The sequence below is a fragment of the Dietzia sp. KRD202 genome, assembly GCF_017168155.1.
Lineage (GTDB): Bacteria > Actinomycetota > Actinomycetes > Mycobacteriales > Mycobacteriaceae > Dietzia > Dietzia kunjamensis.
This window is the reverse complement of record NZ_JABFAN010000016.1, coordinates 196,692-219,447: the sequence shown is the minus strand read 5'-3', so window position 1 is coordinate 219,447 and position 22,756 is coordinate 196,692. Positions and strand designations below refer to the sequence as shown.

General features: G+C 71.2%; 18 protein-coding genes. 7 read left to right on the top strand and 11 right to left on the bottom strand.

The window, feature by feature from the left end; translation table 11 throughout:
- Positions 1–90: 90 nt before the first annotated feature.
- The 8 genes from J1M64_RS11680 to J1M64_RS11645 form a co-directional block, all read right to left on the bottom strand.
- Positions 91–3,966 (bottom strand): ribonuclease E/G, encoded by a 3,876-nt coding sequence (locus tag J1M64_RS11680; protein ID WP_206474245.1) that lies wholly within the window; start codon positions 3,964–3,966, stop codon positions 91–93.
- A 327-nt stretch (positions 3,967–4,293) separates the two neighbouring features.
- A complete protein-coding gene (ndk, locus tag J1M64_RS11675) occupies positions 4,294–4,704 on the bottom strand; it encodes a nucleoside-diphosphate kinase (RefSeq protein ID WP_067719736.1) in 411 nt (136 codons plus the stop codon).
- A gap of 47 nt (positions 4,705–4,751) precedes the next feature.
- Positions 4,752–5,165: a DUF4233 domain-containing protein gene (locus tag J1M64_RS11670; protein ID WP_067719739.1), complete on the bottom strand. Its 414-nt coding sequence runs from the start codon at positions 5,163–5,165 to the stop codon at positions 4,752–4,754.
- Entirely contained in the window at positions 5,162–6,760 is a 1,599-nt protein-coding gene (locus J1M64_RS11665; protein WP_206474244.1) for a folylpolyglutamate synthase/dihydrofolate synthase family protein, read from the bottom strand. The genes J1M64_RS11670 and J1M64_RS11665 overlap by 4 nt, the downstream gene beginning before the upstream one ends.
- Positions 6,757–9,468 (bottom strand): valine--tRNA ligase, encoded by a 2,712-nt coding sequence (locus tag J1M64_RS11660; protein ID WP_206474243.1) that lies wholly within the window; start codon positions 9,466–9,468, stop codon positions 6,757–6,759. The genes J1M64_RS11665 and J1M64_RS11660 overlap by 4 nt, the downstream gene beginning before the upstream one ends.
- Positions 9,469–9,532: 64 nt before the next feature.
- Positions 9,533–10,540, bottom strand: coding sequence for a malate dehydrogenase (locus J1M64_RS11655; protein WP_206474242.1), 1,008 nt, complete (start codon positions 10,538–10,540; stop codon positions 9,533–9,535).
- Between the two features lie 114 nt (positions 10,541–10,654).
- The gene (locus tag J1M64_RS11650; RefSeq protein ID WP_067719746.1) at positions 10,655–11,284 is read right to left on the bottom strand and encodes a 3-oxoacid CoA-transferase subunit B; all 630 of its coding nucleotides are present in this window, start codon (positions 11,282–11,284) and stop codon (positions 10,655–10,657) included.
- A gap of 3 nt (positions 11,285–11,287) precedes the next feature.
- Positions 11,288–12,040, bottom strand: a complete 753-nt coding sequence (locus J1M64_RS11645) for a CoA transferase subunit A (protein WP_120286322.1) — start codon at positions 12,038–12,040, stop codon at positions 11,288–11,290.
- A 110-nt stretch (positions 12,041–12,150) separates the two neighbouring features.
- On the opposite strand from J1M64_RS11645, the gene pcaD reads away from it, so the two are divergent.
- From pcaD to J1M64_RS11630, 3 genes are read left to right on the top strand one after another with little or no spacing between them, the layout of a single operon-like run.
- On the top strand, positions 12,151–12,942 hold the full coding sequence (gene pcaD / locus J1M64_RS11640; protein WP_206474241.1) for a 3-oxoadipate enol-lactonase: 792 nt from the start codon (positions 12,151–12,153) through the stop codon (positions 12,940–12,942).
- A 35-nt stretch (positions 12,943–12,977) separates the two neighbouring features.
- Positions 12,978–13,766, top strand: coding sequence for an IclR family transcriptional regulator (locus J1M64_RS11635; protein ID WP_096907296.1), 789 nt, complete (start codon positions 12,978–12,980; stop codon positions 13,764–13,766).
- Between the two features lie 20 nt (positions 13,767–13,786).
- The gene (locus tag J1M64_RS11630; RefSeq protein ID WP_206474240.1) at positions 13,787–14,998 is read left to right on the top strand and encodes an acetyl-CoA C-acetyltransferase; all 1,212 of its coding nucleotides are present in this window, start codon (positions 13,787–13,789) and stop codon (positions 14,996–14,998) included.
- A 101-nt stretch (positions 14,999–15,099) separates the two neighbouring features.
- Here the strand turns inward: J1M64_RS11630 and catC are convergent, their stop codons facing one another.
- The 3 genes from catC to catA all read right to left on the bottom strand — a co-directional run bounded on the left by catC (position 15,100) and on the right by catA (position 17,505).
- On the bottom strand, positions 15,100–15,381 hold the full coding sequence (catC, locus tag J1M64_RS11625) for a muconolactone Delta-isomerase (RefSeq protein WP_119193192.1): 282 nt from the start codon (positions 15,379–15,381) through the stop codon (positions 15,100–15,102).
- Between the two features lie 32 nt (positions 15,382–15,413).
- Complete coding sequence (locus J1M64_RS11620; RefSeq protein WP_206474239.1) at positions 15,414–16,535, bottom strand: muconate/chloromuconate family cycloisomerase; 1,122 nt, start codon at positions 16,533–16,535, stop codon at positions 15,414–15,416.
- Between the two features lie 103 nt (positions 16,536–16,638).
- Positions 16,639–17,505 carry a catechol 1,2-dioxygenase gene (catA, locus tag J1M64_RS11615; RefSeq protein ID WP_159148429.1) on the bottom strand — a complete coding sequence of 289 codons (867 nt, stop codon included), beginning with the start codon at positions 17,503–17,505 and terminating at the stop codon, positions 16,639–16,641.
- 330 nt (positions 17,506–17,835) lie between these two features.
- On the opposite strand from catA, the gene benA reads away from it, so the two are divergent.
- The 4 genes from benA (at position 17,836) to J1M64_RS11595 (ending at position 22,747) form a co-directional block, all read left to right on the top strand.
- The gene (gene benA / locus J1M64_RS11610; protein WP_206474238.1) at positions 17,836–19,269 is read left to right on the top strand and encodes a benzoate 1,2-dioxygenase large subunit; all 1,434 of its coding nucleotides are present in this window, start codon (positions 17,836–17,838) and stop codon (positions 19,267–19,269) included.
- A gap of 52 nt (positions 19,270–19,321) precedes the next feature.
- The gene (benB, locus tag J1M64_RS11605; protein ID WP_173674771.1) at positions 19,322–19,831 is read left to right on the top strand and encodes a benzoate 1,2-dioxygenase small subunit; all 510 of its coding nucleotides are present in this window, start codon (positions 19,322–19,324) and stop codon (positions 19,829–19,831) included.
- Between the two features lie 91 nt (positions 19,832–19,922).
- On the top strand, positions 19,923–21,917 hold the full coding sequence (gene benC / locus J1M64_RS11600; RefSeq protein ID WP_206474237.1) for a benzoate 1,2-dioxygenase electron transfer component BenC: 1,995 nt from the start codon (positions 19,923–19,925) through the stop codon (positions 21,915–21,917).
- Complete coding sequence (locus J1M64_RS11595) at positions 21,914–22,747, top strand: 1,6-dihydroxycyclohexa-2,4-diene-1-carboxylate dehydrogenase (RefSeq protein WP_206474236.1); 834 nt, start codon at positions 21,914–21,916, stop codon at positions 22,745–22,747. The genes benC and J1M64_RS11595 overlap by 4 nt, the downstream gene beginning before the upstream one ends.
- Positions 22,748–22,756: the final 9 nt, after the last annotated feature.

Sequence of the window (22,756 nt, the reverse complement as noted above, 5' to 3'; positions counted from 1 at the left end):
CATAGCGCCGCGACGAGCGACCTGTCAAGGTTACGGTCCGGCGGCACAGCAGGTCAAACCGACCGTGCCGCCGGCCCGCGGCCGGGTGCGTCAGTCGCCCGCGGGGGCGGTCGTCGTCCTGGTGGCACGTCGCCTCGCGGGCCGCGTGCGCGGCTCGGCGACCACCGAGGTGGGCGCTTCCGCCAGGGGCGCGGCCTCGACCTTCGCCACCGGATCGGCCGGTGCGGCCTGCGGCGCGGTGTCGGTCCCGGCGGCGCCAGCCTCGCGGCGGGTGGACCGCCGGCGGGGGCGGCGCCCGCCCGGGGCCTGACCCGTGGGCCCGGTATCCGGACCCGCCGTGTCCGGACCCGCAGTGTCGGGATCCGGGGTGGAGACCTGCTCCACGACGGTCTCCGCCTCGGCGACCACGGCGGCCTCGGACTGCGGGGAGTCGGTCACCTCGGCCGCGGCTGCGTCCTCGGCCGCGGTCGTCGGCGCCGGAGCACTGCTCGTGGCCCGCCTCGCTGCCCGGCGGCGACGCGCCGGCCGCGTGGTCCCGGCGGCGTCCGCCGAGTCGGGCTCGGCGGTCCCCGGCGTCGGCTCGGCGGTCTGCTCCGCGGCGGGAGCGGCCGGTGCCTCCGCCGCGGGCGCGGTCACGACCTCGGGGGCGGTGGCCCCCCGGGCGCCGGCGTCCGCTCTCCCGGCTGCCCGGGTCTCGGGCGCCGCGTCACGGCCCTGGTCGGTGTCACGGCCCCCGTCGGTGCGGGTGCCACCCTCGGCGTGCGACCCGGCCGCGCTGTCCGCGTCGGCGTCGGCCTCGCCGTTCTGCCGTGAGATCGCGAGCGCGGCCGGGTGCGCGGCCGGCGCGGGGCCGTCCTTGCGCGGGGCCTGCTTGGGCGCGGGCGCCTCGGACTCCCCTGAGCCCTTGCCGTTGCCACCCTTGCGACGGCCGCGGCGGCCACCGGGCTCATCGGCGTTGTGCGACTCGGTGTGCAGCGGGTCCGCGTGCACGATCAGCCCGCGGCCCTGGCAGTGCTCGCACGGGGTGGAGAACGCCTCGACCAGACCGGTACCGAGCTTCTTGCGGGTGAGCTGCACCAGCCCCAGTGACGTGACCTCGGAGACCTGGTGGCGGGTGCGATCGCGCCCCAGCGCCTCGGTGAGGCGCCGCAGCACGAGGTCGCGGTTGGACTCGAGCACCATGTCGATGAAGTCGATGATCACCATCCCGCCGACGTCGCGCAGGCGCAGCTGGCGGACGATCTCCTCGGCGGCCTCGAGGTTGTTCTTGGTGACGGTCTCCTCGAGGTTGCCGCCGGAGCCGGTGTACTTGCCGGTGTTGACGTCGATGACGGTCATCGCCTCGGTGCGGTCGATCACCAGGGAGCCGCCGGAGGGCAGCCACACCTTGCGGTCGAGCGCCTTGGCCAGCTGCTCGTCCACGCGATAGGTGGCGAACACGTCCACATCCGGGTTGTCGTACCGCTCCACGCGCTCCGTCATCTCGGGCGCGACCCGCGAGACGTAGTCGTGCACCGTGTCCCAGGAGGTCTCGCCCTGGATGACGAGCTTGGAGAAGTCCTCGTTGAACAGGTCGCGGACGACCTTGACCAGCAGGTCCGGCTCCTCGTACAGGGACACGGGCGTGCCGGCCCCGGAGTCGGTGCGCTTGGCGGCCGCCTCCGAGATCTCGGTCCACTGGGCGGCCAGGCGCTCGACGTCGCGGCCGATCTCCTCCGCGCTGACGCCCTCGGCGGCGGTGCGGATGATGACGCCGGAGCCCTCCGGCACGACCTCCTTGAGGATCGCCTTGAGGCGGCGACGCTCGGTGTCGGGCAACTTGCGCGAGATGCCGGTGGAGTTGCCGTCCGGTACGTACACGAGAAAGCGCCCGGCCAGCGAGATCTGCGTGGACAGGCGGGCACCCTTCTGCCCGATCGGGTCCTTGGTGACCTGCACCAGCACCATGTCGCCGGACTTGAGTGCCTGCTCGATCCGCCGGGCCTTGCCGCCGAGCCCGGCGGCCTCCCAGTTGACCTCGCCGGCGTACAGGACGCCGTTGCGGCCGCGCCCGATGTCGACGAACGCCGCCTCCATGCTGGGCAGCACGTTCTGCACACGGCCGAGGTAGACGTTACCGACCATCGAACGCGCCGATTCGGTGGTGACGAAGTGCTCCACGAGGACCTTGTCCTCGAGCACGCCGACCTGGGTCATGACGCCCTTGCCGTCGCCGCGCTGCTTCTCGCGGACCACCATGACGCGGTCCACGGCCTCGCGGCGGGCGAGGAACTCGGACTCGGAGAGGATCGGCTGGCGACGACGACCGGCCTCGCGGCCGTCGCGGCGGCGCTGGCGCTTGGCCTCGAGCCGCGTGGAGCCGGTGATGCCCTGGACCTCGTCGGACGACGTACCCGAGCCCTGTCCCCCGCGTCCGGAGCGACGGCGGGCCTCGCGTTCGTGGACCTCGGTCTGGGGCGGGTCATCGTTGGACGTCTGGGTGTCGTCGGAGCCGGAGCCCCCACTGCGACGACGACGACGGCGACGGCGCCTCGAACCCGACGGACCGTTCCCTGAGTCGTCCGAATCATCACCGTCGGCGTCACCCGGACCGGACTGCCCGTCGGAGTCGTCGGCGGACCGGTCGTCGGTCTCGCCGGCGGAATCGGAACGAGCGTCGGAGCTCCCGTCATCGCTGCCGGAGGTCTCGTCCGGGTCGCTGTCGCGCGGGTCGCTGCCGCGCTGGTCGTCGCCGCGCTGGTCGTCGCCGCGCGGGTCGCTGTCGCGCTGGTCGTCGCCGCGCTGGTCTCCGTCGTCCGACGACTCGGTCCCGGTGTTCTCACCGTTCTGGTCGTCGCCGGCCTCGCCGCGCCCGCGCCCACGTCCGCGACGGCCCCGACGGCGACGACGGGTCCCGCCGTCACCGGAGTCGGACTGGTCCGTGGCGCGGCCGTCGTCGGATCCCTGCTCCTGCCCGTCCTGCTCGACCCCGTCCTGCTCGACCCGCGCGTCCTCGGCGGGAGGGGTGGGGGCGGCGTCGGGAGCGGTCTCGGTGCGAGCCCGGCCCTGGGTCTGGCCCTGGCCCCGGCGGCCGCGGGGCTCGTCGCCCGAGCGGGTGTCCGCCTGCGTCTGCGCGGGAGCCTCGTCGGGTGAGAGGAACAGCGGAGAGAACGACGGGGTCGCGGTGGACCGACGCCGACGGTTGCCCGACTCCTCCGACCCCACCTCGCCGGTGACGATCGCGATCTCGGGCAGCGCCGGGCGGTTCCGGCCGCTCGTCCCGGCTCCCCCGGTCCCTGCGGAGTCGTCCGCGGAGCCCTGCACGGACTTCTTGCCGGTCCTCGTGCCGGACTTCTCCGCGGACCTGGAGGCGGACTTCTCCGCATCCGTGGCCTTCTCGGCGGTCTTCTCGGCTGTGGTCTTGCGCGCCGGGCTCTTCCTGCCGGACGCCTTCTTCGCGGGAGCGGTCTCCGTCGCCGCCGTCCCGCCCGTCGCCGACTCTGCAGCAGGCGTCTCGGCCGGAGTCTCGGCCGGCGTCGTCTCAGCGTCGGTCGCCTCAGCCGACGCCGGGTCGGCGGGCATCTCTGCGGTGGGGGTCTTCTCGGCGGTCTTACCGGCGGGAGCCTTGGCCGCCCTCTTGGCGGCAGCCTTCTTCGCGGGGGCCTTTTCCACAGGCGCCTTGTCCGCCGGGGCCTTCCGTGCGGGGGCGTCGTTCGCGGACGCCTCGGCCGCCGGCGCCTGGGCACCGGTGTCCCCTGCCGGCGCGGCACCGGGCGCCGTCCCCGTGTCCTGCCCGCGGCTGGTGAACCAGTCGAGCAGCACCTGCCTGGTCACCCCGGACTGGGCGCTCTTGATCTCCACGCCGATCCCGGCCATGGCGGTCAAGAATTCCCTGCTGCTCATGCCCACGGCCCTGGCGGCCGCGTGCGCGCGCATCCTCTCGGGAAGCGCGTTGATGTCGTCGATTGTCAGGTTCGGATCCGACACGTGTCTCCTCCGGCCGGACTCCGGGCGCGATCACGTCACCGGATACCGGTGACCCACGCCGCCGCACGGGGTCGGGCGTCTTCTTGTCTGGGCCCCACCTGGGTGGGACGACGTCTTGTGGTCCGCGGCACCGGGACGAACCGGGCCACGGGTGGCGGGCGCCCGTTCCGGGGCGGACTGGTGGTCCACTCGCCAGGATGGGCTTCGACCATTCTCCCACACCCGCCGCCGAAACGTCGTCGCCCGGCACCACCGAACGCAAACGCGCCCGCCGGGCCTCGGGGCCGACGGGCGCGCGCAGCTCGATCACTGCGGGAGGACGGGGATCTACAGACCGGGGAACCAGAGCGCGATCTCACTGGCGGCGGACTCCTCGGAGTCCGAGCCGTGGACGAGGTTGAACTGGGTCTCGAGACCGAAGTCGCCACGGATGGAGCCGGGCGCGGCCTTCTCCACAGGGTCGGTGCCCCCGGCGAGCTGACGCCACGCGGCGATCGCCCGGGGGCCCTCGAGCACGCCGGCGACGACCGGACCGGAGGTGATGAACTCGAGCAGGTCCCCGTAGAACGGACGCTCGGAGTGCTCGGCGTAGTGCTCGGCCGCCGTCTCCCGGGACACCTGACGCATGTCCATGGCGACGATCTTGAGGCCCTTGGCCTCGATACGGGCCAGGATGGTCCCGGTCAGCGCGCGCTCGACACCGTCGGGCTTGATGAGGAAGAAAGTTCTCTCGGTCACGAGGGCGATCCTACAAGCCCGGTGTCCACGCCGACCGTCCGGAGCCGTCAGTCGTGCTGGCTGGGCAGATAGCCACCGGCCATCCGGCGGGTCAGGTCCCGGCGCAGGTACAGGATGTACGCCCAGACCGCGGCGAACATCAGGCCGCAGACCCCCATCGACCAGTGCACGGCCCAGCCGGCGACGGCCAGACCCGCGAGCGTGAGGTTCAGCGGGATCGCCCAGGGCTTGCGCTGGAGTCCACTGGCCACGAGCATCGCGACCGCGAGGAGGCTGACGAACCACACCTTCCACGGCTGGAAGTGGGCGCCGCCGTCGAGCCGGGCGATGACCGTCAGCACCAGACCGATCACGATCGCCTCGAGCACGAGGGTGCCGGCCATGATGCCCCGCAGCCCCTTCCACGGGTCCACCGAGGGCTCGTGCGCGGCGCCCCGGGGGCCGGGGGTCGGGTCGGTCACTGTGCGTCCTTTCCGAACAGGCTGCGGGCGGCCCCGGCGGTCACCACGGAACCCGTGATGAGCACGCCGACGCCCGAGACGTCGTCGTCCGCGGTCGGATCCGGGACCCCGACCAGGTCGAGGGCCGCGCTGACCGCGTCGGGCAGGGTGTCCACCACGTGGACGCGCTGGGCGGTGAACCGTTCCTCGGCGATGCGTGCGAGGTCGCCCGGGTCCATCGCGCGCGATGAGGCGGCCCGGGTGACGACGACCTCCTCCACCACCGGCTCGAGTGCGGCGAGAAACGCGTCGGCATCTTTGCCGTCGAGCATCGCGACCACGGCGACCAGCCGCTTGAAGTCGAACTCCGAGGTGACAGCCTCGGCGAGTGCGCGTCCGCCGTGTCCGTTGTGGGCGGCGTCCACCAGGACGGTGGGGCTGGAGCTGAGCCGCTCGAGGCGCCCGGGATTGTCGACCGCCGCGAAGCCGGCACGGATGAGTTCCGGGTCCAGGGCCCTGTCCGGGCCCGCGCCGAAGAACGCCTCGACGGCCGCGAGCGCGGTCGCGGCGTTCTCGGCCTGGTGCTCCCCGAACAGCGGGAGGAACACCTCGGGGTACTCGCCCCCGAGGCCTCGCAGGGTGAGCTGCTGCCCACCGACGGCGACCCGCCGCTCGACCACGTCGAACTCCGAACCGAGGCGGGCGACGACCGCGCCCACCTCCACGGCGCGACGCAACAGGACGTCCATGGCCTCGGGCTCCTGGCGCCCGATCACGGCGATCGGGTCCCGCGGCAGCAGATCGTCCTCCGGGCCCGGCTGGATGATCCCGGCCTTCTCCCCCGCGATCGTCGCGAGGTCCTCGCCCAGGTAGTCGGTGTGGTCCAGGCCGACGGGGGTGATCACGGCGACGGCGGGCCGGACCATGTTCGTGGCGTCCCACGTCCCGCCCATCCCCGTCTCCACGACCGCCACCTCGACCGGTGCGTCGGCGAACGCGGCGAACGCCATCGCGGTCAGCACCTCGAAGTAGCTCATCCGTGGGCCGCCGGCCTCCTCGGACCGTTGGTCGACGAGCTCGAGATAGGGCTGGAGTTCGCGGTAGGTGTCCACGAAGGTGCGGGCGGTGACCGGCTCCCCGTCGAGCGCGATGCGCTCGGTGACGCTCTGCAGGTGGGGGCTGGAGTTGCGTCCGGTGCGCTGGTGCAGGGCCCGCAGCAGCGCGTCGACCATCCGCGTGACCGATGTCTTGCCGTTGGTGCCCGCCACGTGGACCACGGGGTACGCGTGCTGCGGATCGCCGAGCACGGACATCAGCTCGGCGATCCGGTCCAGGCTCGGCTCGAGGCGGGACTCCGGCCAGCGGGTCGTCAGTTCCTCCTCGACCGCGGCCAGGTCGGCCGCGTCGGCCTGCCATTCGGGGCTGCCGACCTCGGGGACCGGGCGCGGCGGCAGGTGATCGTCGCCGTCACCGTCCTCGTCACCCGGGATCGGACCACCGAGCGGGACGCCCGAGACGAGGCCGTCCTCGCCGAGCATCTCGGCGACGTCCTCCTCGGTCGGGGTGTCCCACCCCTCGCTCGGGTCGTGCGGTGGGAGCCACTGTCGATCGCTCACGCGGGGTCACTTCCTGCCGACATCGACTCGAGCCGGGCGGTGATCCGGGAGACCTCGGCCTCGGCGAGGTCGCGGCGACCGCGGATCTTGTCGACGACGTGGTCGGGCGCCTTGCCCAGGAACGCCTCGTTGCCGAGTTTGGCACCGGTGGTCTCGAGTTCCTTGCGTGCGGCGGCGAGATCCTTCTCCAACCTGCGTCGCTCGGCGGCGAGGTCGATCGTCCCGGAGGTGTCGATCTCCACGTCCACCGTCGACAACCCGAGCCGGACCTCGAGCGAGGCCGTCGCGGTGAAGTCCTCGGCGGCCGGGGTCAGCCGGGCGAGTGCGCACACCTGGGCGAGCAGGTCCGCCGGCAGGTCGGCGGCGTCGACGCCGGAGATCCGTGCCGGCACCCGCTGACCGGGCTTGAGGCCCTGGTCGGAGCGGAACCGCCGGATCTCCGTGACGAGGGTCTGGGCGTCGGCCACGCGGCGGACCGGCTCCGTGGCGTCATCGGCCGGCGCCACGTCGGTGGGCCAGTCCGCGACCACCACGGACTCCCGCCCGGTCAGTGCCGTCCACAGCGTCTCCGTGACGAACGGGATGACCGGGTGCAGCATCCGCATGAGGACGTCCAACACGTGTCCGAGGACGAGTCTCGTGTTCTCCGCCCGCTCGGAGGCGCGCGCGGCGTCGTCCGAACCGAACTGGACCTTCGCGAGCTCGAGGTACCAGTCGCACACCTCGTCCCAGGCGAAGTGGTAGAGGGCCTCGCACGCCTTGGAGAACTCGTAGCGGTCCAGCGCGTCGTCGACGCCCACCCGCACCTCCCCGAGGCGGTGCAGGATCCACCGGTCGGCGTCGGTGAGCGCGGACGCGGCGGGCAGTTCGCCCACCTTCGCCCCGTTCATCAGCGCGAAGCGGGTGGCGTTGAACAGCTTGGTGGCGAAATTGCGGGACGCCTGGGCGGCGTCGTCCCCGACCGACAGGTCGCCGCCCGGGTTGGCCCCGCGGGCCAGGGTGAAGCGCAGGGCGTCGGCGCCGAAGCGGTCCACCCAGTCGAGCGGGTCGATGCCGTTGCCCTTGGACTTGGACATCTTCTGGCCGTGCTCGTCGCGCACGAGGCCGTGGAGGAAGACGTCGGTGAACGGAACCTTCCCCGGAGCGGCCTTGTCGCCGGTGAGTGTCCGGCCCACGAAGGTGCCGAACATCATCATCCGTGCCACCCAGAAGAAGAGGATGTCGTACCCGGTGACCAGGACGGACGTGGGGTAGAACCGCTCGAGGTCGGCGGTGCGATCGGGCCAGCCCATGGTGGAGAACGGCCACAGTCCGGAGGAGAACCACGTGTCGAGCACGTCGGTGTCCTGGGTGTATCCGGCGGGCGGCTCCTCGCCGGGTCCCACGCAGACCACGTCGCCGTCGGGGCCGTACCAGATCGGGATGCGGTGCCCCCACCACAGTTGGCGGGAGATGCACCAGTCGTGCATGTCGTCGACCCAGTCGAACCAGCGCGGTTCCTGGCTCGTCGGGTGGATCACCGTGTCACCGTCGCGCACGGCGTCCCCGGCCATCCTCGCCAGTTCCTCGACCCGCACCCACCACTGGAGCGACAGCCGCGGCTCGATCGGCTCGCCGGACCGTTCGGAGTGGCCCACCGAGTGCAGGTACGGACGCACCTCCTTGACGATGCGCCCCTGCTCGGCGAGGTCCTCCCGGACGGCCTTGCGGGCGTCGAAACGGTCCATGCCGTCGTAGCGGGTCCCGGTCCCGGTGATGTGGCCGGTGGCGTCCATGATCGTGGGCATCTCGAGGCCGTGACGCTGGCCGATCGCGAAGTCGTTGGGGTCGTGCGCGGGCGTGACCTTCACCGCGCCGGTCCCGAACTCGGGATCGACATAGTCGTCCGCGACCACTCGCATGGTCCACCCGTCCCGGAACGGGTGCGGGATCTCGGTGCCCACCAGGTGCGCGTAGCGCTCGTCGGAGGGATGGACGGCGATCGCGGTGTCACCGAGCATCGTCTCGAGCCGGGTCGTGGCCACGACCAGGTGCGGCTCGGAATCGTCCATCGAGCCGTAGCGGAAGCTCACCAGCTCGCCCTCGACGTCCGCGTACTTGACCTCGATGTCCGAGATCGCGGTCTGCAGGGTGGGCGACCAGTTGACCAGTCGCTCGGCGCGGTAGATCAGACCGCTGTCGTAGAGCTCCTTGAAGATGGTCTGCACCGCGCGCGACAGTCCGTCGTCGAGGGTGAACCGCTCACGCGACCAGTCGACACCGTCGCCGAGGCGACGCATCTGCTCCCCGATGGTCCCACCGGACTCGCGCTTCCATTCCCAGACCTTCTCGATGAACGCGTCGCGGCCGATCTCGTGGCGGTCGATCCCCTCGTCGCGGAGCTTGCGGTCCACGAGGGTCTGCGTGGCGATCCCGGCATGGTCCATGCCGGGCAGCCACAGGACCTCGAAGCCCTGCATGCGCTTGCGCCGCGTGAGCACGTCCATGAGGGTGTGGTCGAGCGCGTGGCCCATGTGCAGGCTGCCCGTGACGTTGGGCGGCGGCAACACCACCGAGTAGGCGGGCTTGTCGCTGGACGGATCGGCCTCGAAGTAGCCGGCCTCCACCCAGCGCTGGTACAGCCCGCCTTCCACCTCACCTGGGTTCCAGGAGGCGGGCAGGGCGTCCGCGCGGTCGGTGTTCGGGGAGGCAGAAGCTGGAGTCGTCACCCGACCATCCTAGGCCGTGGACGCCGGGGCCCGGCACACGCCGTCAGCCCCGGTGCACCCGAGGTCAGTCGGCCAGTCCCAGTCCGTGAACGGCGTCACGCTCCGAGACCAGCTCCGCCACCGACGCGTCGATGCGGGCTCGTTGGAAGTCCCCGATCGCCAGTCCTTCGACGACCTCCCACTCCGCGCCGCGGCTGCGGCAGGGCAACCCCGTCACCACACCCGGCACGGTGCCGTACTGCCCCTCCGACGGCAGTGCGACCGTGGTCCAGCTCTCCCCACTGGTGCCGTGCACCCAGTCGCGCATCTGGTCGACCGCCGCGCCGGCGGCCGAGGCGGCCGACGACGATCCGCGCACCGAGATGATCTCGGCTCCCCGGTTCGCGACCCGTGGGATGAACGTGTCGGCCAACCACTCCTCGTCGAGCCCGGAGGTGACCAGCTCGCCTCGTCGCGTCAGGTACGACACGTCGGGGAATTGGGTGGCCGAGTGGTTGCCCCATACCACCACCCCGTCCAGGTCGGCGACCGGCGCTCCCAGCCGGGTGGCGAGTTGGCTGAGCGCGCGGTTGTGGTCGAGCCGCATCAGGGCGGTGAAGCGACCGGCGGGGACGTCGTGCGCGTGTCGGTGGGCGATGTAGGCGTTGGTGTTGGCGGGGTTGCCCACCACCACCACCCGCACGTCGTCGGCGGCGTGGGCGTTGATGGCGCGGCCCTGTTCCCGGAAGATCGCCCCGTTGGCGGTGAGCAGGTCGGCGCGCTCCATCCCCTTGCCGCGCGGCCTGGCGCCCACCAGGAATGCCGCGTTGGCGCCGTCGAACGCGGTGTCCACGTCGTCGGTGATCTCGATCGACTCGACCAGCGGGAGCGCGCAGTCCTCGATCTCCATCGCGACGCCCTCCGCCGCGACCACGGCCGACGGGATGTCGAGCAGACGCAGGCGGACCGGGGTCCCGGGCCCGAACACCAACCCGGAGGCGAGACGGAACAGCAACGAGTAGGCGATCTTTCCGGCGGCGCCGGTGACGGTCACGGTGGCCGGGGTGGCGGTGACCGGGGTGGAGGTGCTCATGTGGGGCGGACCTTCCGGGGACGACGACGGGGTCGGTTCCCACAGTAGTGAGAAACCGACCCCGCCTCCCGCCTCCGCGGGCGGTGTACACCTGACGTCCACCCGAGGGTCGACTCAGGCGTGGATCTCGGCGCCCGTCTTCCGGCGGACCTCGTCGATCGTCACGTCCGGCGCCAGTTCGACGAGCCGGAACCCCTCCGGCGCGATGTCGAGGACGCAGAGGTCGGTGACGACCCGCTGGACGCAGCCCTTGCCCGTGTACGGGAGCGTGTTCTCCTGCATGAGCTTGAGGTCGCCCTTGCGGGTGACGTGGTCCATCATCACGATCACGCGGTCGGCGCCGTGGACGAGGTCCATCGCACCGCCCATGCCCTTGACCATGGCGCCGGGGACCATCCAGTTGGACAGGTCGCCGGACTGCGAGACCTGCATAGCGCCGAGGACGGCGACGTCGACGTGGCCGCCGCGGATCATGGCGAAGGACTCCGACGACGAGAAGAACGCCGCCCCCGCCTCGGCGGTGATGGTCTCCTTGCCGGCGTTGATCATCTCGGGGTCGAGCTCGTCGTCCGTCGGGTACGGCCCGACGCCGAGGATGCCGTTCTCCGAGTGGAGGGTCACCTGCACACTCTCGGGAAGATAGCCGGGGATGAGGGTGGGCATACCGATACCGAGGTTGACGTACTGGCCGTCGGTGAAATCCGCGGCGATGCGGGCCGCCATCTGCTCGTGGGTCCAGCTCATGGCTCAGGCCTCCCTGGTGGTGCGGATCTCGACGCCGGTCTCCTGGCGGCCGACCTCGACGATCCGTTGGACGAAGATGCCGGGGATGTGGACGTTGGCCGGGTCGATCCCGCCCGGCTCGACGACCTCCTCGGCCTGCACGATCGTGATCCGACCGGCCATGGCCACGTCCGGGTTGAAGTTGCGGGCCGTCCCACGGAACTGCAGGTTGCCCATGGTGTCGGCCCTGTGGGCGTGGACCAGGGCGAAGTCGGTGACGATCCCGCGCTCGAGGACGTACTGTTCGCCGTCGAAGACCCGGACCTCCTTGGGCTCGGACGCCTTGGCGACGCCCCCCTCGCCGTCGTAGCGCAGCGGCAGGCCCCCGTCGGCGACCATCGTGCCGACGCCGGCCGGGGTGTAGAAGGCGGGGATGCCGGCGCCTCCGGCCCGCATGCGCTCGGCGAGCGTGCCCTGCGGCGTGAGCTCCACCTCGAGCTCGCCGGAGAGGTACTGGCGGGCGAACTCCTTGTTGGCGCCGACATACGAGGCCGTGGTCCGGGTGATCCGGTGCGATTCCAGAAGCTTGCCCAGGCCGAAACCGTCGGTGCCGCAGTTGTTGCTCACCGTGCTCAGGTCGGTGGCGCCCTGCTCGAGGAGCGCGTCGATGAGGACGGCGGGGATGCCGACCAGACCGAACCCGCCCACGGCCAGGGAGGCACCGTCGGGGATGTCCGCGACCGCGTCCGCGGCCGACGAGAAGATCTTGTTGGTCATGTCACACACCATAGCCCGTGTTCGCATCTTGTACAACTGTTCGCCCTTCGCACGATCTCCGCGTATCGTGGTCCCGAACCGGAAACCAGACGCACGAGAGGACCGACACCATGCCCGCCACCCTGTCCCACGAGGTCAGCGGACCCCGGTCCGCCGACACCCCCGTCCTCGTCCTCCTCGGATCACTCGGGTCCGACCGTTCGATGTGGGACGCGCAGGTCCGGGACCTGTCCCGCGACCACACCGTGGTCGCGGTGGACCACCGGGGCCACGGCACGTCCGAGGTCGTCCCCGGCCCCTGCACGATCGCCGACCTGGCCGCCGACGTTCTGGCCCTGCTCGACTCGATCGACGTGGACCGGTTCCACGTGGCCGGACTCTCGCTCGGTGGCGCGGTGGCCCAGTGGCTCGCCGTCCACGAGCCCACCCGCGTGCTCTCCACCGCCCTCCTGTGCACCGCCGCGAAGTTCGGTGAACCGTCCGGCTGGGCCGATCGCGCCACCGCGGTCCGCGAGGGCGGGACGGCCGCGGTCGCCGACGCCGTCGTCGCACGGTGGATCACCGCCGCGCGGGCCGAGGCCGAGCCCGAGCTGGTCGCCGGGCTCCGCGAGATGGTCCTGGGCACCCCGGCCGAGGGATACGCCTCCTGCTGCGACGCGCTGGCCGGCTGGGACATCCGCGCCGAGCTGGGTCGGATCTCCTGCCCCACCCTCGTGCTCGCGGGGGACGAGGACCCCTCCACTCCCCCGGAGGTACTGCGCGAGATCGCCGACGGGGTGCCCGGAGCGGACTTCGTCGTCGTCTCCCCGGCGGCCCACGTGCCCACCGTCGAGATCCCTGACCGCATCACCGACGTGCTCCGCCGACACCTCGACGCCGCACGAAACACGGGCGCGGCGTGACCCGCCCCGACGTGGTGTCGACCCCGGCCGGGTCCGTGGACGACGGCGGCGACCGCCCGGCCTCCCCCGACTTCGTCCAGTCGCTCGCGCGCGGCCTGGCGGTCATCCGGGCATTCGACGCCCGCCAGCCACGCCAGACCCTCAGTGACGTCGCGCGCAACACCGGACTGACCCGGGCGACCGCCCGCCGCTTCCTCCACACCCTCGTCGAACTGGGCTACGTGGACACGGCCGACTCGGTCTTCTGGCTCACCCCCCGGGTCCTCGACCTCGGGTACAGCTACCTGTCGGCGCTCCCGCTGACCGATCTCGCCCAACCGCACCTGGAGAAGCTCAGCTCGCGACTCGGCGAATCCTCGTCCGTGGCGGTGCTCGACGGCCCCGACATCGTCTACGTGGGGCGCGTCCAGGTGCGTCGCATCATGACCATCGGCATCACCATCGGAACCCGGTTCCCCGCCTACGCCACGTCGATGGGGCGGGTCCTGCTCGCCTCGCTCCCCGCCGAGGACCTCGACGCCTACCTCGCCGCGACGGACCTGCGGGCGCTCACCCCCCACGGCCTCGCCGACGAGTCAGCGCTCCGCGCGGAGCTGGCGCGGGTGGCCGAGCGCGGGTGGTGCGTCGTCGACCAGGAACTCGAGCCCGGCCTGCGCTCGGTGGCCGCACCGGTCCACGACCGCCACGGCGCGGTCAGCGCGGCCCTCAACGTCTCCACCCACGCCGCCCGCTACTCCCCCGACCAGCTCACAGGCGAGGTCATCCCCGAACTGCTGGCCACCGCCCGCGCACTGTCGGCCGACCTCGCCATCGTCAACCGCTGAACCCGAACTGAGGAAAATCCATGCGTGACGTCGTCATCTGCCAACCCCTGCGCACCCCCGTGGGACGCTTCGGCGGGGTGTTCCGCGACCTGGACGCGAACACCCTGGCCACCGGCCTGCTCACCGCCCTCGTCGAACGCACCGGCCTGACCGGAGCCGACGTCGACGACGTGGTGCTGGGACAGGGCTCCCCGAACGGCGAGGGACCCGCCATCGGCCGCATCGCCGCACTCGACTCCCCCCTGGGGATCGACGTGCCGGGCCTGCAACTCGACCGGCGTTGCGGCTCCGGACTCCAGGCGATCATCACCGGCGCACTCCAGGTCGCCTCCGGCGGCATGGACCTCGTGGTCGCCGGCGGCGTCGAGTCGATGAGCCAGGTGGAGTTCTACGCCTCCCCGAGCCCCCGCTGGGGCATCCGCGGGGACGGGATCTCGCTGGTCGACCGTCTCGGCCGGGCCCGCACCACCGTCGGCGGACGCTCGCACATCATCGACGGCGGGATGATCGAGACCGCCGAGAACCTCCGTCGTGAGTACGGCATCAGCCGGGACGAGCAGGACCGGTTGGCCGTGCAGTCCCACCAGCGGGCCGTGGCGGCGCAGGAGTCCGGGGCGTTCGCCGAGGAGATCGTCCCGGTGACCGTTCCGCAGCGCAAGGGTGAGGACCTCGTCGTCGACACCGACGAGCATCCCCGTGCCGACAGTTCCGTCGAGGCGCTGGCACGCCTGCGGCCCATCATGGGCCGCACCGACCCGGAGGCCACCGTGACCGCCGGGAACGCCTCCGGCCAGAACGACGGTGCCGCGATGTGCGTCGTCACCACCGCGGACAGGGCCGCCGCCCTCGGACTGACCCCGCTGGTCCGCCTCGCCTCGTGGGCCGTCGCGGGCGTGGCACCGGAGACGATGGGCATCGGGCCGGTCCCCGCCACCGCCAAGGCGCTCGACCGACTCGGCCTCACGCTCGCCGACATGGATGTCATCGAGCTCAACGAGGCGTTCGCCGCGCAGGCCCTGTCCGTGATGCGCGAGTGGGACATCGACCCCACCTCCGAGCACCTCAACCCGCACGGCTCCGGCATCTCCCTGGGCCACCCCGTCGGCGCCACCGGGGCGCGCATGCTCGCCACCCTGTCGCGCGAGATGGTGCGCCGCGATGCGCACTGGGGCCTGGAGACCATGTGCATCGGAGGCGGCCAGGGGCTCGCGGCGGTGTTCGAGCGCGTCTGACCGGCCACCAGCCGCGCCACGAGACCGCCCGCCCCTTTCGGGGCGGGCGGTCTCGTGGTCTCCCGCGGGACGGGAGTGCCCGGGAGGTCAGCCCGACGCGATCACTCGATTCGCGACGGGTGCCGTGTCAGGGCCATGACCTCGATGTCCATGTACGGGAACAGCGGCAGCCCCTGGAGGATCTCGTGCAGTTCGTCGCCGGACTCGACATCGAAGATGCTGATGTTCGAGTACCGGCCCACGATGCGCCACAGCTCCCGCCACGTGCCGGAGCGCTGCAGCTCCTGGCTGTAGGCCTTCTCACGGGCCAGGGTGTCGGCGCGGACCTCGGGGTCCAGGTCATTGGGGATGTTGACGTCCATGCGGACGTGGAACAGTGCCATCGTCGGGCGCTCCTTCTCGTGTGGTGCCGCGGTCAGCGGCGGGTGAACTTGTCGACGGCGTCGTGGTCGAGCTCGACGCCCAGCCCGGGCCCGGACGGCAGGTGGACCCGGCCGGCCTCGTAACGGATCGGGGTGGTCACGTAGGTCTCGGCGAGCAGCAGCGGCCCGAAGAGCTCCGAGCCGTAGTTGAAGCCGGGCTCGGCGCACGCGAGATGCAGTGAGGCGACGGTCCCGATCGGCCCCTCGAGCGACGTGGCGGCGTGGCAGGCGATACCGGCGGTGCGCGCGATCGCCACGACCTCCTTGCCCCGGGTCAGTCCACCGAGCTTGGTGGTCTTGACGGCGATCACGCCGGCGGCATCGCGGCGCGCCACCTCGAGGGCGTCGTGCGGGGACTGGACCGACTCGTCGGCCATGATCTGCACCGGCAGGGAGCGGTTGAGCTCGGCCAGCACCTCGATCTGCTCGGTGGGGGTCGGCTGCTCGATCAGCTCGATACCGGCCTCCACCAGCGCGGGCAGGTGCACGTTGGCGGTGAACCGGTCCCAGCGTGCGTTGATGTCCACCCGAAGGCCCGCCCGGCCGTCGAGGCGCTCGGCCAGCGCCGCGATGCGGGCGACGTCCTCGGCCGGGTCCAGGGCGCCCATCTTCAGCTTGAACGTGCGGTGACGGTCCGCGGCGAGGAGTTCGTCGATCTCCTCGACCATCTCCTCGAGCGGCATCGCGCCCAGGGCCCACGTGCACTCGATCGAGTCGCGGACCGCTCCGCCGAGCAGCGAGCGCACGGGTACGTCCAGCGACCGGGCCCACGCGTCGAACATGGCGATCTCGAGGGAGGCCTTGGCGAAACGGCCGCGGGCCACCACGCCCTCCATCGCCTCGAGGACGGCGGGGATCTCGTCGACCCGCCTACCGACGGCCACGGGGGCCAGGTACTTCTCCACCAGGACCTGCATGGTCTCGGCGGACTCGCCTCCCCACCAGGGGCCGCCCGGTGTGACGCCTTCGCCGTAGCCCACGACCCCGGACTCGGTGGTCACCGCCACGAGGAGGATCGACTGGGCGGTGGCGGTGGTGGTGGCGAACTTGTGCGGCCTGATGAGCGGCACGTCGAGGATCCGTGTCTCCACGGAACGGATGGTCAGGTCAGACATCGTCGAGCCCTTCGTGTTGGTGGTCCGGCCGGATCGACCGCCGACGCCCCGGCCGCTCGTGGCGGCCGGGGCGGGCGGGGATTGCAGACGAGGTCGTCGCCGGTCAGGCCACGAAACGCTTCTCGGAGACGGGGTCCAGGACGAAGTCGTAGGTGACCTCGTCGATCCCGTCGGCGTTGGGCTTCGGGTCCAGGATCAGCTCGGGCTTGACGGCCCCGGCCACGTCGTCCTCGACCCACTTTCCACCCTGGAAGTACAGCTGGGTGGTGATGAGGCGCTTGCCCGGGGCGGTGACCTTCAGGTGCAGGTGCGCCGGACGCCACGGGTGGCCGCCGTAGCTGGCGATGAACTCGCCGGTCGGGCCGTCGTGCGGGATCTGGTACGGGGCCGGCTGGACCGTGGTGATGTGGAAGCTGCCCTCGGCGTCCGTGGTGAAGGTGCCGCGCAGGTTCCACTCCGGGATACCCATGCCGTCGTCGAACTGCGAGTAGTAACCGTCGGCGTCGGCGTGCCACAGCTCGACGGACGCGCCCTCGATGCCCGTGCCGTCCAGGTCGCGGACCTGGCCCTTGAACACGAACTGCGTGCCCTTCTCGTCCTCGCGCATCGGCATGACGCCCTTGGCTCCGAGCTCCGGGGCGTTCGGCACGTAGTAGGGGCCCTCGATGGAACCCTTGGTCCCGTTGAAGATGCGGCTGTTGGAGTCCTCGATGAAGTGCTCCAGGAAGACGTCCAGCCAGAGCGGCCACTCGCCACCCTCGCCGACCTCGATGAGCCACTGCTTGAGGACGCGGTACTCGTCGTAGGTGACCTCGTGCTCGAAGATCACCTCGGACAGCTTGGTGAGCACGTCCTTGTAGATGGCGGCCGCACGCTCGGTGCTCGTGTCGGACGTGAAGCGGCTGCCCTTGAACTTGTCCGTCGCGGCGGAGCCGGAGCCGGCGGCGGTGGGCACTGCGGTGCTGGTCATGACGCTCCCTCTGGTGGGGTCGGGGTGGGGGTCGGATCGGACCGGTGGGGCCCGGTCGATGTCCCTACTGTGCGCCGGATTCGATGTGTCGTCAATCACCGCCCACTACACATGTAGAGGGCATATCGTGCGCGGAGCGAACGTTTTTCGGGCAATGGTGCAGGTCTCGTGCCTGGAGCCTCCACAGTGTTCGCATTGCGAACGCGGCACACCTAGGTATGACTAGGAGGTGCCCTAGTGTGATCGAACCCACAGTAGGGCACCGTGGAGGAACACCGGCAGCAGGCCGCATCGTCGCGGCCGGAACCGACCCCACGCTAGGAGCCCTCGATGTCAGATCGACTCGACCACGTCCAGGCCACCCTCGAGACCGCACTCGAGGACCGGCCCGCGGACGGCATCATCCGCGCCAACCGTCGCATCTTCACCGACGAGGAGATCTTCGAACTCGAGATGAAGCACATCTTCGAGGGCAACTGGGTCTATCTGGCGCACGAGAGCCAGATTCCGGAGGTCGGCGACTACTTCACCACCGACATCGGCCGCCAGCCCGTCGTGATCACCCGCGGCAAGGACGGGCAGCTCAACTGCCTCATCAACGCCTGCTCCCACCGCGGCGCGATGCTCTGCCGGCGCAAGACCGACAACCGCACCACCCTGACCTGCCCGTTCCACGGCTGGACGTTCTCCAACTCCGGGGAGCTGCTGAAGGTCAAGGACCCGCGGGACGCCGGGTACCCCGAGCAGTTCAACACCGACGGCTCGCACGACCTGCGTCGCGTGGCACGCTTCGAGAGCTACCGCGGGTTCCTGTTCGGCAGCCTCAACCCGGACGTGCTCCCGCTGGAGGAGCACCTCGGTGACAGTCGCACCATCATCGACATGCTGGTCGACCAGTCCCCCGAGGGACTGGAGGTCCTGCGCGGCTCGTCCACCTACACCTTCGACGGCAACTGGAAGCTCCAGGCCGAGAACGGGGCCGACGGTTACCACGTGTCGGCCACCCACTGGAACTACGCGGCGACCACCGCGCGCCGCTCGTCGGGTGAGTCCAAGAACGAGACCAAGGCGATGGACGCCGGCACCTGGGGCAAGCAGGGCGGCGGCTACTGGTCGTTCGAGCACGGCCACCTGCTCCTGTGGATGTGGTGGGGCAACCCCGAGGACCGGCCGCTGTGGGACCGCCGCCAGGAGCTCGCCGACCAGATCGGCACCAAGAAAGCCGAGTTCATGGTGGGAGCCTCCCGCAACCTGTGCCTGTACCCGAACGTGTACCTGATGGACCAGTTCTCGAGTCAGATCCGGCACTTCAAGCCCGTCTCGGTGGACAAGACCGAGGTGACGATCTACTGCATCGCCCCCAAGGGTGAGAGCGCCGAGAACCGCGCGGCCCGGATCCGTCAGTACGAGGACTTCTTCAACGCCACCGGGATGGCGACCCCGGATGACCTGGAGGAGTTCCGGTCCTGCCAGAAGACCTACCTGGCGGACGTCGCGCCGTGGAACGACATGACCCGCGGCAGCACCCACCAGATCACGGGCCCGGACGAGACCGCCCGCGGCCTGGGCATGGAGAACGTGCTGTCCTCCGGGGCCAAGACCGAGGACGAGGGACTATACCCGATCCAGCACGCCTACTGGCTCGAGACCATGCAGCGCGCGCTCGAGGCCGAGACCGCCGCCCGTGATGCCGCCGAGGCCCGCGCCCGCGAGGACGACGAGCGTCGGGCCCGGCAGCGCACGACCGTCCCGGCAGACGCCTGACCCGGCCCGAGTCGACCGCACGCCCCACCCCCGCCCCACGAAAGGCCTGACCATGACCGCACCCGCCGTGGCGTCGATCTCCGTCGACGAGATCTCCGCCTTCCTGTTCCGCGAGGCACGACTGCTCGACGACCGCCAGTTCGAGCAGTGGATCGAGTGCTACCGCGAGGACGCGATGTACTGGATGCCCGCCTGGGACGACGACGGTGAGCTCACGACCGACCCGTACTCGGAGATCTCGTTGATCTTCTACCCGAACCGGGCCGGTATCGAGGACCGGGTGTTCCGCATCCGGACCGAGCGCTCCTCCTCGACGTCACTGCCGGAACCGCGGACGAACCACCTCATCAGCAACATCGAGGTGCTCGACCGCCGGCCCGGAGAGGTCGACATCCGCTTCAACTGGTTGTCGTCGTACTTCCGGTACAACACCACCGACCAGTACTTCGGCACGTCCTTCTACACCCTCGACGTCACCGGTGAGTCCCCGCTGATCACCTACAAGAAGGTGGTCCTGAAGAACGACTACATCCACCACATCGTGGACGTCTACATGGTGTGATCCCACACCCGCGCCGGCGCCCGCCCAGGGCGCCGGCACCCACCCGGTCGCGTGCGCGGCCGACATCGCCAGCGACCTGGAGTGAGACCCCATGAGCTATTCAGTGGCCCTGGCCTTCGAGGACGGCGTGACGCGCTTCGTCAACTGCGGTCCGATGGAGACCGTCGCCGACGCCTCGTACAAGGCCCGGATCAACATCCCCCTCGACTGCCGCGACGGAGCGTGCGGGACGTGCAAGTCCCTGTGCGAGTCCGGTGAGTTCGACGGCGGCGACTACATCGACGACGCCCTCACCGAGGACGAGGCCGCGGCCGGATACTGCCTGCCCTGCCAGATGGTCCCGCGATCCGACCTGGTCGTGCAGATCCCCACCACCTCCGACGTGGCCAAGACGGCCGCTGCGGCGCACCCGGCGACGGTCACCGCCGTCGAGCGCCTGGCCGAGGGTGCTTTCGCACTGTCGGTCGAGTTGGACGACCGCGACGCCCTGGCGTTCCTGCCTGGCCAGTACGTCAACATCTCGGTTCCGGGTACCGACCAGACGCGGTCGTACTCGTTCTCCACCGGAGCGGACTCGCGGCACCTGTCGTTCCTCATCAAGTACGCCTCCGGCGGGGCGATGTCGGAGTACCTGGCCCAGCGCTGCGCCGTGGGCGACCGCCTCGAGCTGACCGGTCCGATGGGCAGCTTCTTCCTCCGCGAGTCCAGCCGCCCCCTGCTCCTGCTGGCGGGCGGCACCGGCCTGGCGCCCGTGCTGTCGATCCTGGAGACCCTCGCCGCCGCCCGCACCGCCGACCGGCCGGTCCACCTCATCTACGGCACCTCGTTCGACACCGACGTGGTCTACACGGACCTGCTGGACGAGTTCACCACCCGGATCCCGGGCATGACCTGGGATCTGGTCGTCGCCGACCCGGCCACGACCCACCCGAACAGCGGGTACGTCACGGGGCTGATCCGCCCGGAGCACCTGCATGACGGGACGACCGACATCTACCTGTGTGGGCCTCCCCCGATGGTCGAGGCCGTGCGTGGATTCCTCGACGACGAGGGCCTGCAGGTGACGCATTTCTACTACGAGAAGTTCACTCCCGCGACCGCGGTGCCCGACCAGTCCGCCGAGTCCACCGCGGAATCGGCGGAGCCGAGGGAGGAGACCGCCCTCGTCGTCGACACCTCCCCCTCCACCCCGGAGACGGAGCCCGCGGCACCCGCCGCGGCCACCACGGCTCCGGCCGCACCACACAGGCCGGCCCGGATCATCTCGCGCGGCCCCGGGGACCCCGTTCCGGCCATCGAGGCCCGACCGGTCGGCTACACCCCGCCCGCCCCCGGCGGTCACACCGCGCCCGGCACCCGGACCGCCGAGCCGGTGGCGAACATCGCCGCGCGCCCGGTCGGTTTCACCCCGCCGACCCCGGGCGGGCACGCCGCGCCCGCCGACCGCGCGACCGAATCCCCCGCGCCCATCGCCGCACGCCCGGTCGGCTACGTCCCGCCGCAGGTCACGCTCGCGCCCAGGTCACCCGCACCCCCCGCGGGCACCACGACCACGGTGTCCCTGGCCGGCGGGAACCGCTCCGAGACCATCACGTCGGCCCCCGGCGTCGTCAGTGGCGAGGTGCACCCCGCGATCCGGCACTCCGACGCCCAGTTCGACGCCCGCATGGCGCTCGAGCTCGGCGTGATCGAGCTGACCATGGGACGTCTCGACGGCGCCCGCCTCGCCGAGTTCCGGATGCTCGCCGAGTCCGCCAACCAGTACATCGAGGGCGATCGGTTCCTCGACCCCGGACGGTTCACCGCCGCGAACGCCCAGTTCCACGAGTTCCTGTTCCGCTGCACCGGCAACGACTCGCTGCTGCAGGCCTACCGCATGCTGGAGGTGACCCAGGTGATGAACAGCGTCCTGCCCGACGCCCGCTGGGTGTCCAAGGACATCGTCCCCGAGCACCTGGAGATCGTCGCGGCCTTCGAGACGGGCGACCGCGACGCCGCCCGGTACCTCATCCGTCGGCACAGCGAACACGCCAAGGCCACCATGCGTACCGCACTGGACCAGAAGGCCGTGGAGGCGGCGTCGTGAGCGCGCCCGTCGGCGAGTACGACCCCGTCCCGCCCGTCGTCTCCCCCGGTCGCTTCGCCGGCCGGTCGGTGCTCATCACCGGCGCTGTCCAGGGGATCGGCCGCACCGTCGCCGACCGGGTGGTCCGCGAGGGCGGGCTGGTCACCGTGGTGGACCGGGCCGACCTCATCACCACGGTCGCCGGGGAGCTGACCGCGGTGTCCCCGGACGGCCACCGGGTCGTGCCCGTGGAGGCCGACCTGGAGACGTTCGAGGGTGCCGAGTCGTCGGCCCGTGCGGCGTTGGACGCCCACGGCCGGATCGACGTGCTCATCAACAACGTCGGTGGCACCATCTGGGCCCGGCCGTACCACGAGTACTCGGCCGAGCAGATCGAGGCCGAGGTCCGCCGCTCCCTGTTCCCCACGCTGTGGATGTGCCGGGCGGTCCTGCCGTCCATGGTCTCGGCGGGCGCGGGCACGATCGTCAACGTCTCGTCCGTCGCCACCCGCGGGGTCAACCGTGTCCCCTACGCCGCCTCCAAGGGCGGCGTCAACGGCCTCACCTCGGCGTTGGCGCTGGAAGCCGCGCCGCACGGGGTGCGGGTGGTGGCCACCGCCCCCGGCGGCACCCTCGCCCCCGAACGACGGATCTCCCGTGGCGGCGACGCCCGCACCGACCAGGAGAAGACCTGGTACTCAGAGATCGTCGAGCAGACCGTCGACTCGACCGTGATGGGCCGCTACGGCACCCTCCACGAGCAGGCCGCGCCGATCTGCTTCCTCGCCTCCGACGAGGCCTCCTACATCACCGGATCCGTCCTCCCCGTCGCCGGCGGCGACCAGGGCTGAACCGCCTGC

Bases quoted from the DNA above. Each gene is read 5' to 3' on its own strand.
- J1M64_RS11655 (WP_206474242.1), bottom strand. From the start codon at position 10,540: ATGAGCACCTCCACCCCGGTCACCGCCACCCCGGCCACCGTGACCGTC.
- J1M64_RS11650 (WP_067719746.1), bottom strand. From the start codon at position 11,284: ATGAGCTGGACCCACGAGCAGATGGCGGCCCGCATCGCCGCGGATTTC.
- J1M64_RS11645 (WP_120286322.1), bottom strand. From the start codon at position 12,040: ATGACCAACAAGATCTTCTCGTCGGCCGCGGACGCGGTCGCGGACATC.
- pcaD (WP_206474241.1), top strand. From the start codon at position 12,151: ATGCCCGCCACCCTGTCCCACGAGGTCAGCGGACCCCGGTCCGCCGAC.
- J1M64_RS11630 (WP_206474240.1), top strand. From the start codon at position 13,787: ATGCGTGACGTCGTCATCTGCCAACCCCTGCGCACCCCCGTGGGACGC.
- catC (WP_119193192.1), bottom strand. From the start codon at position 15,381: ATGGCACTGTTCCACGTCCGCATGGACGTCAACATCCCCAATGACCTG.
- J1M64_RS11620 (WP_206474239.1), bottom strand. From the start codon at position 16,535: ATGTCTGACCTGACCATCCGTTCCGTGGAGACACGGATCCTCGACGTG.
- catA (WP_159148429.1), bottom strand. From the start codon at position 17,505: ATGACCAGCACCGCAGTGCCCACCGCCGCCGGCTCCGGCTCCGCCGCG.
- benA (WP_206474238.1), top strand. From the start codon at position 17,836: ATGTCAGATCGACTCGACCACGTCCAGGCCACCCTCGAGACCGCACTC.
- benB (WP_173674771.1), top strand. From the start codon at position 19,322: ATGACCGCACCCGCCGTGGCGTCGATCTCCGTCGACGAGATCTCCGCC.
- benC (WP_206474237.1), top strand. From the start codon at position 19,923: ATGAGCTATTCAGTGGCCCTGGCCTTCGAGGACGGCGTGACGCGCTTC.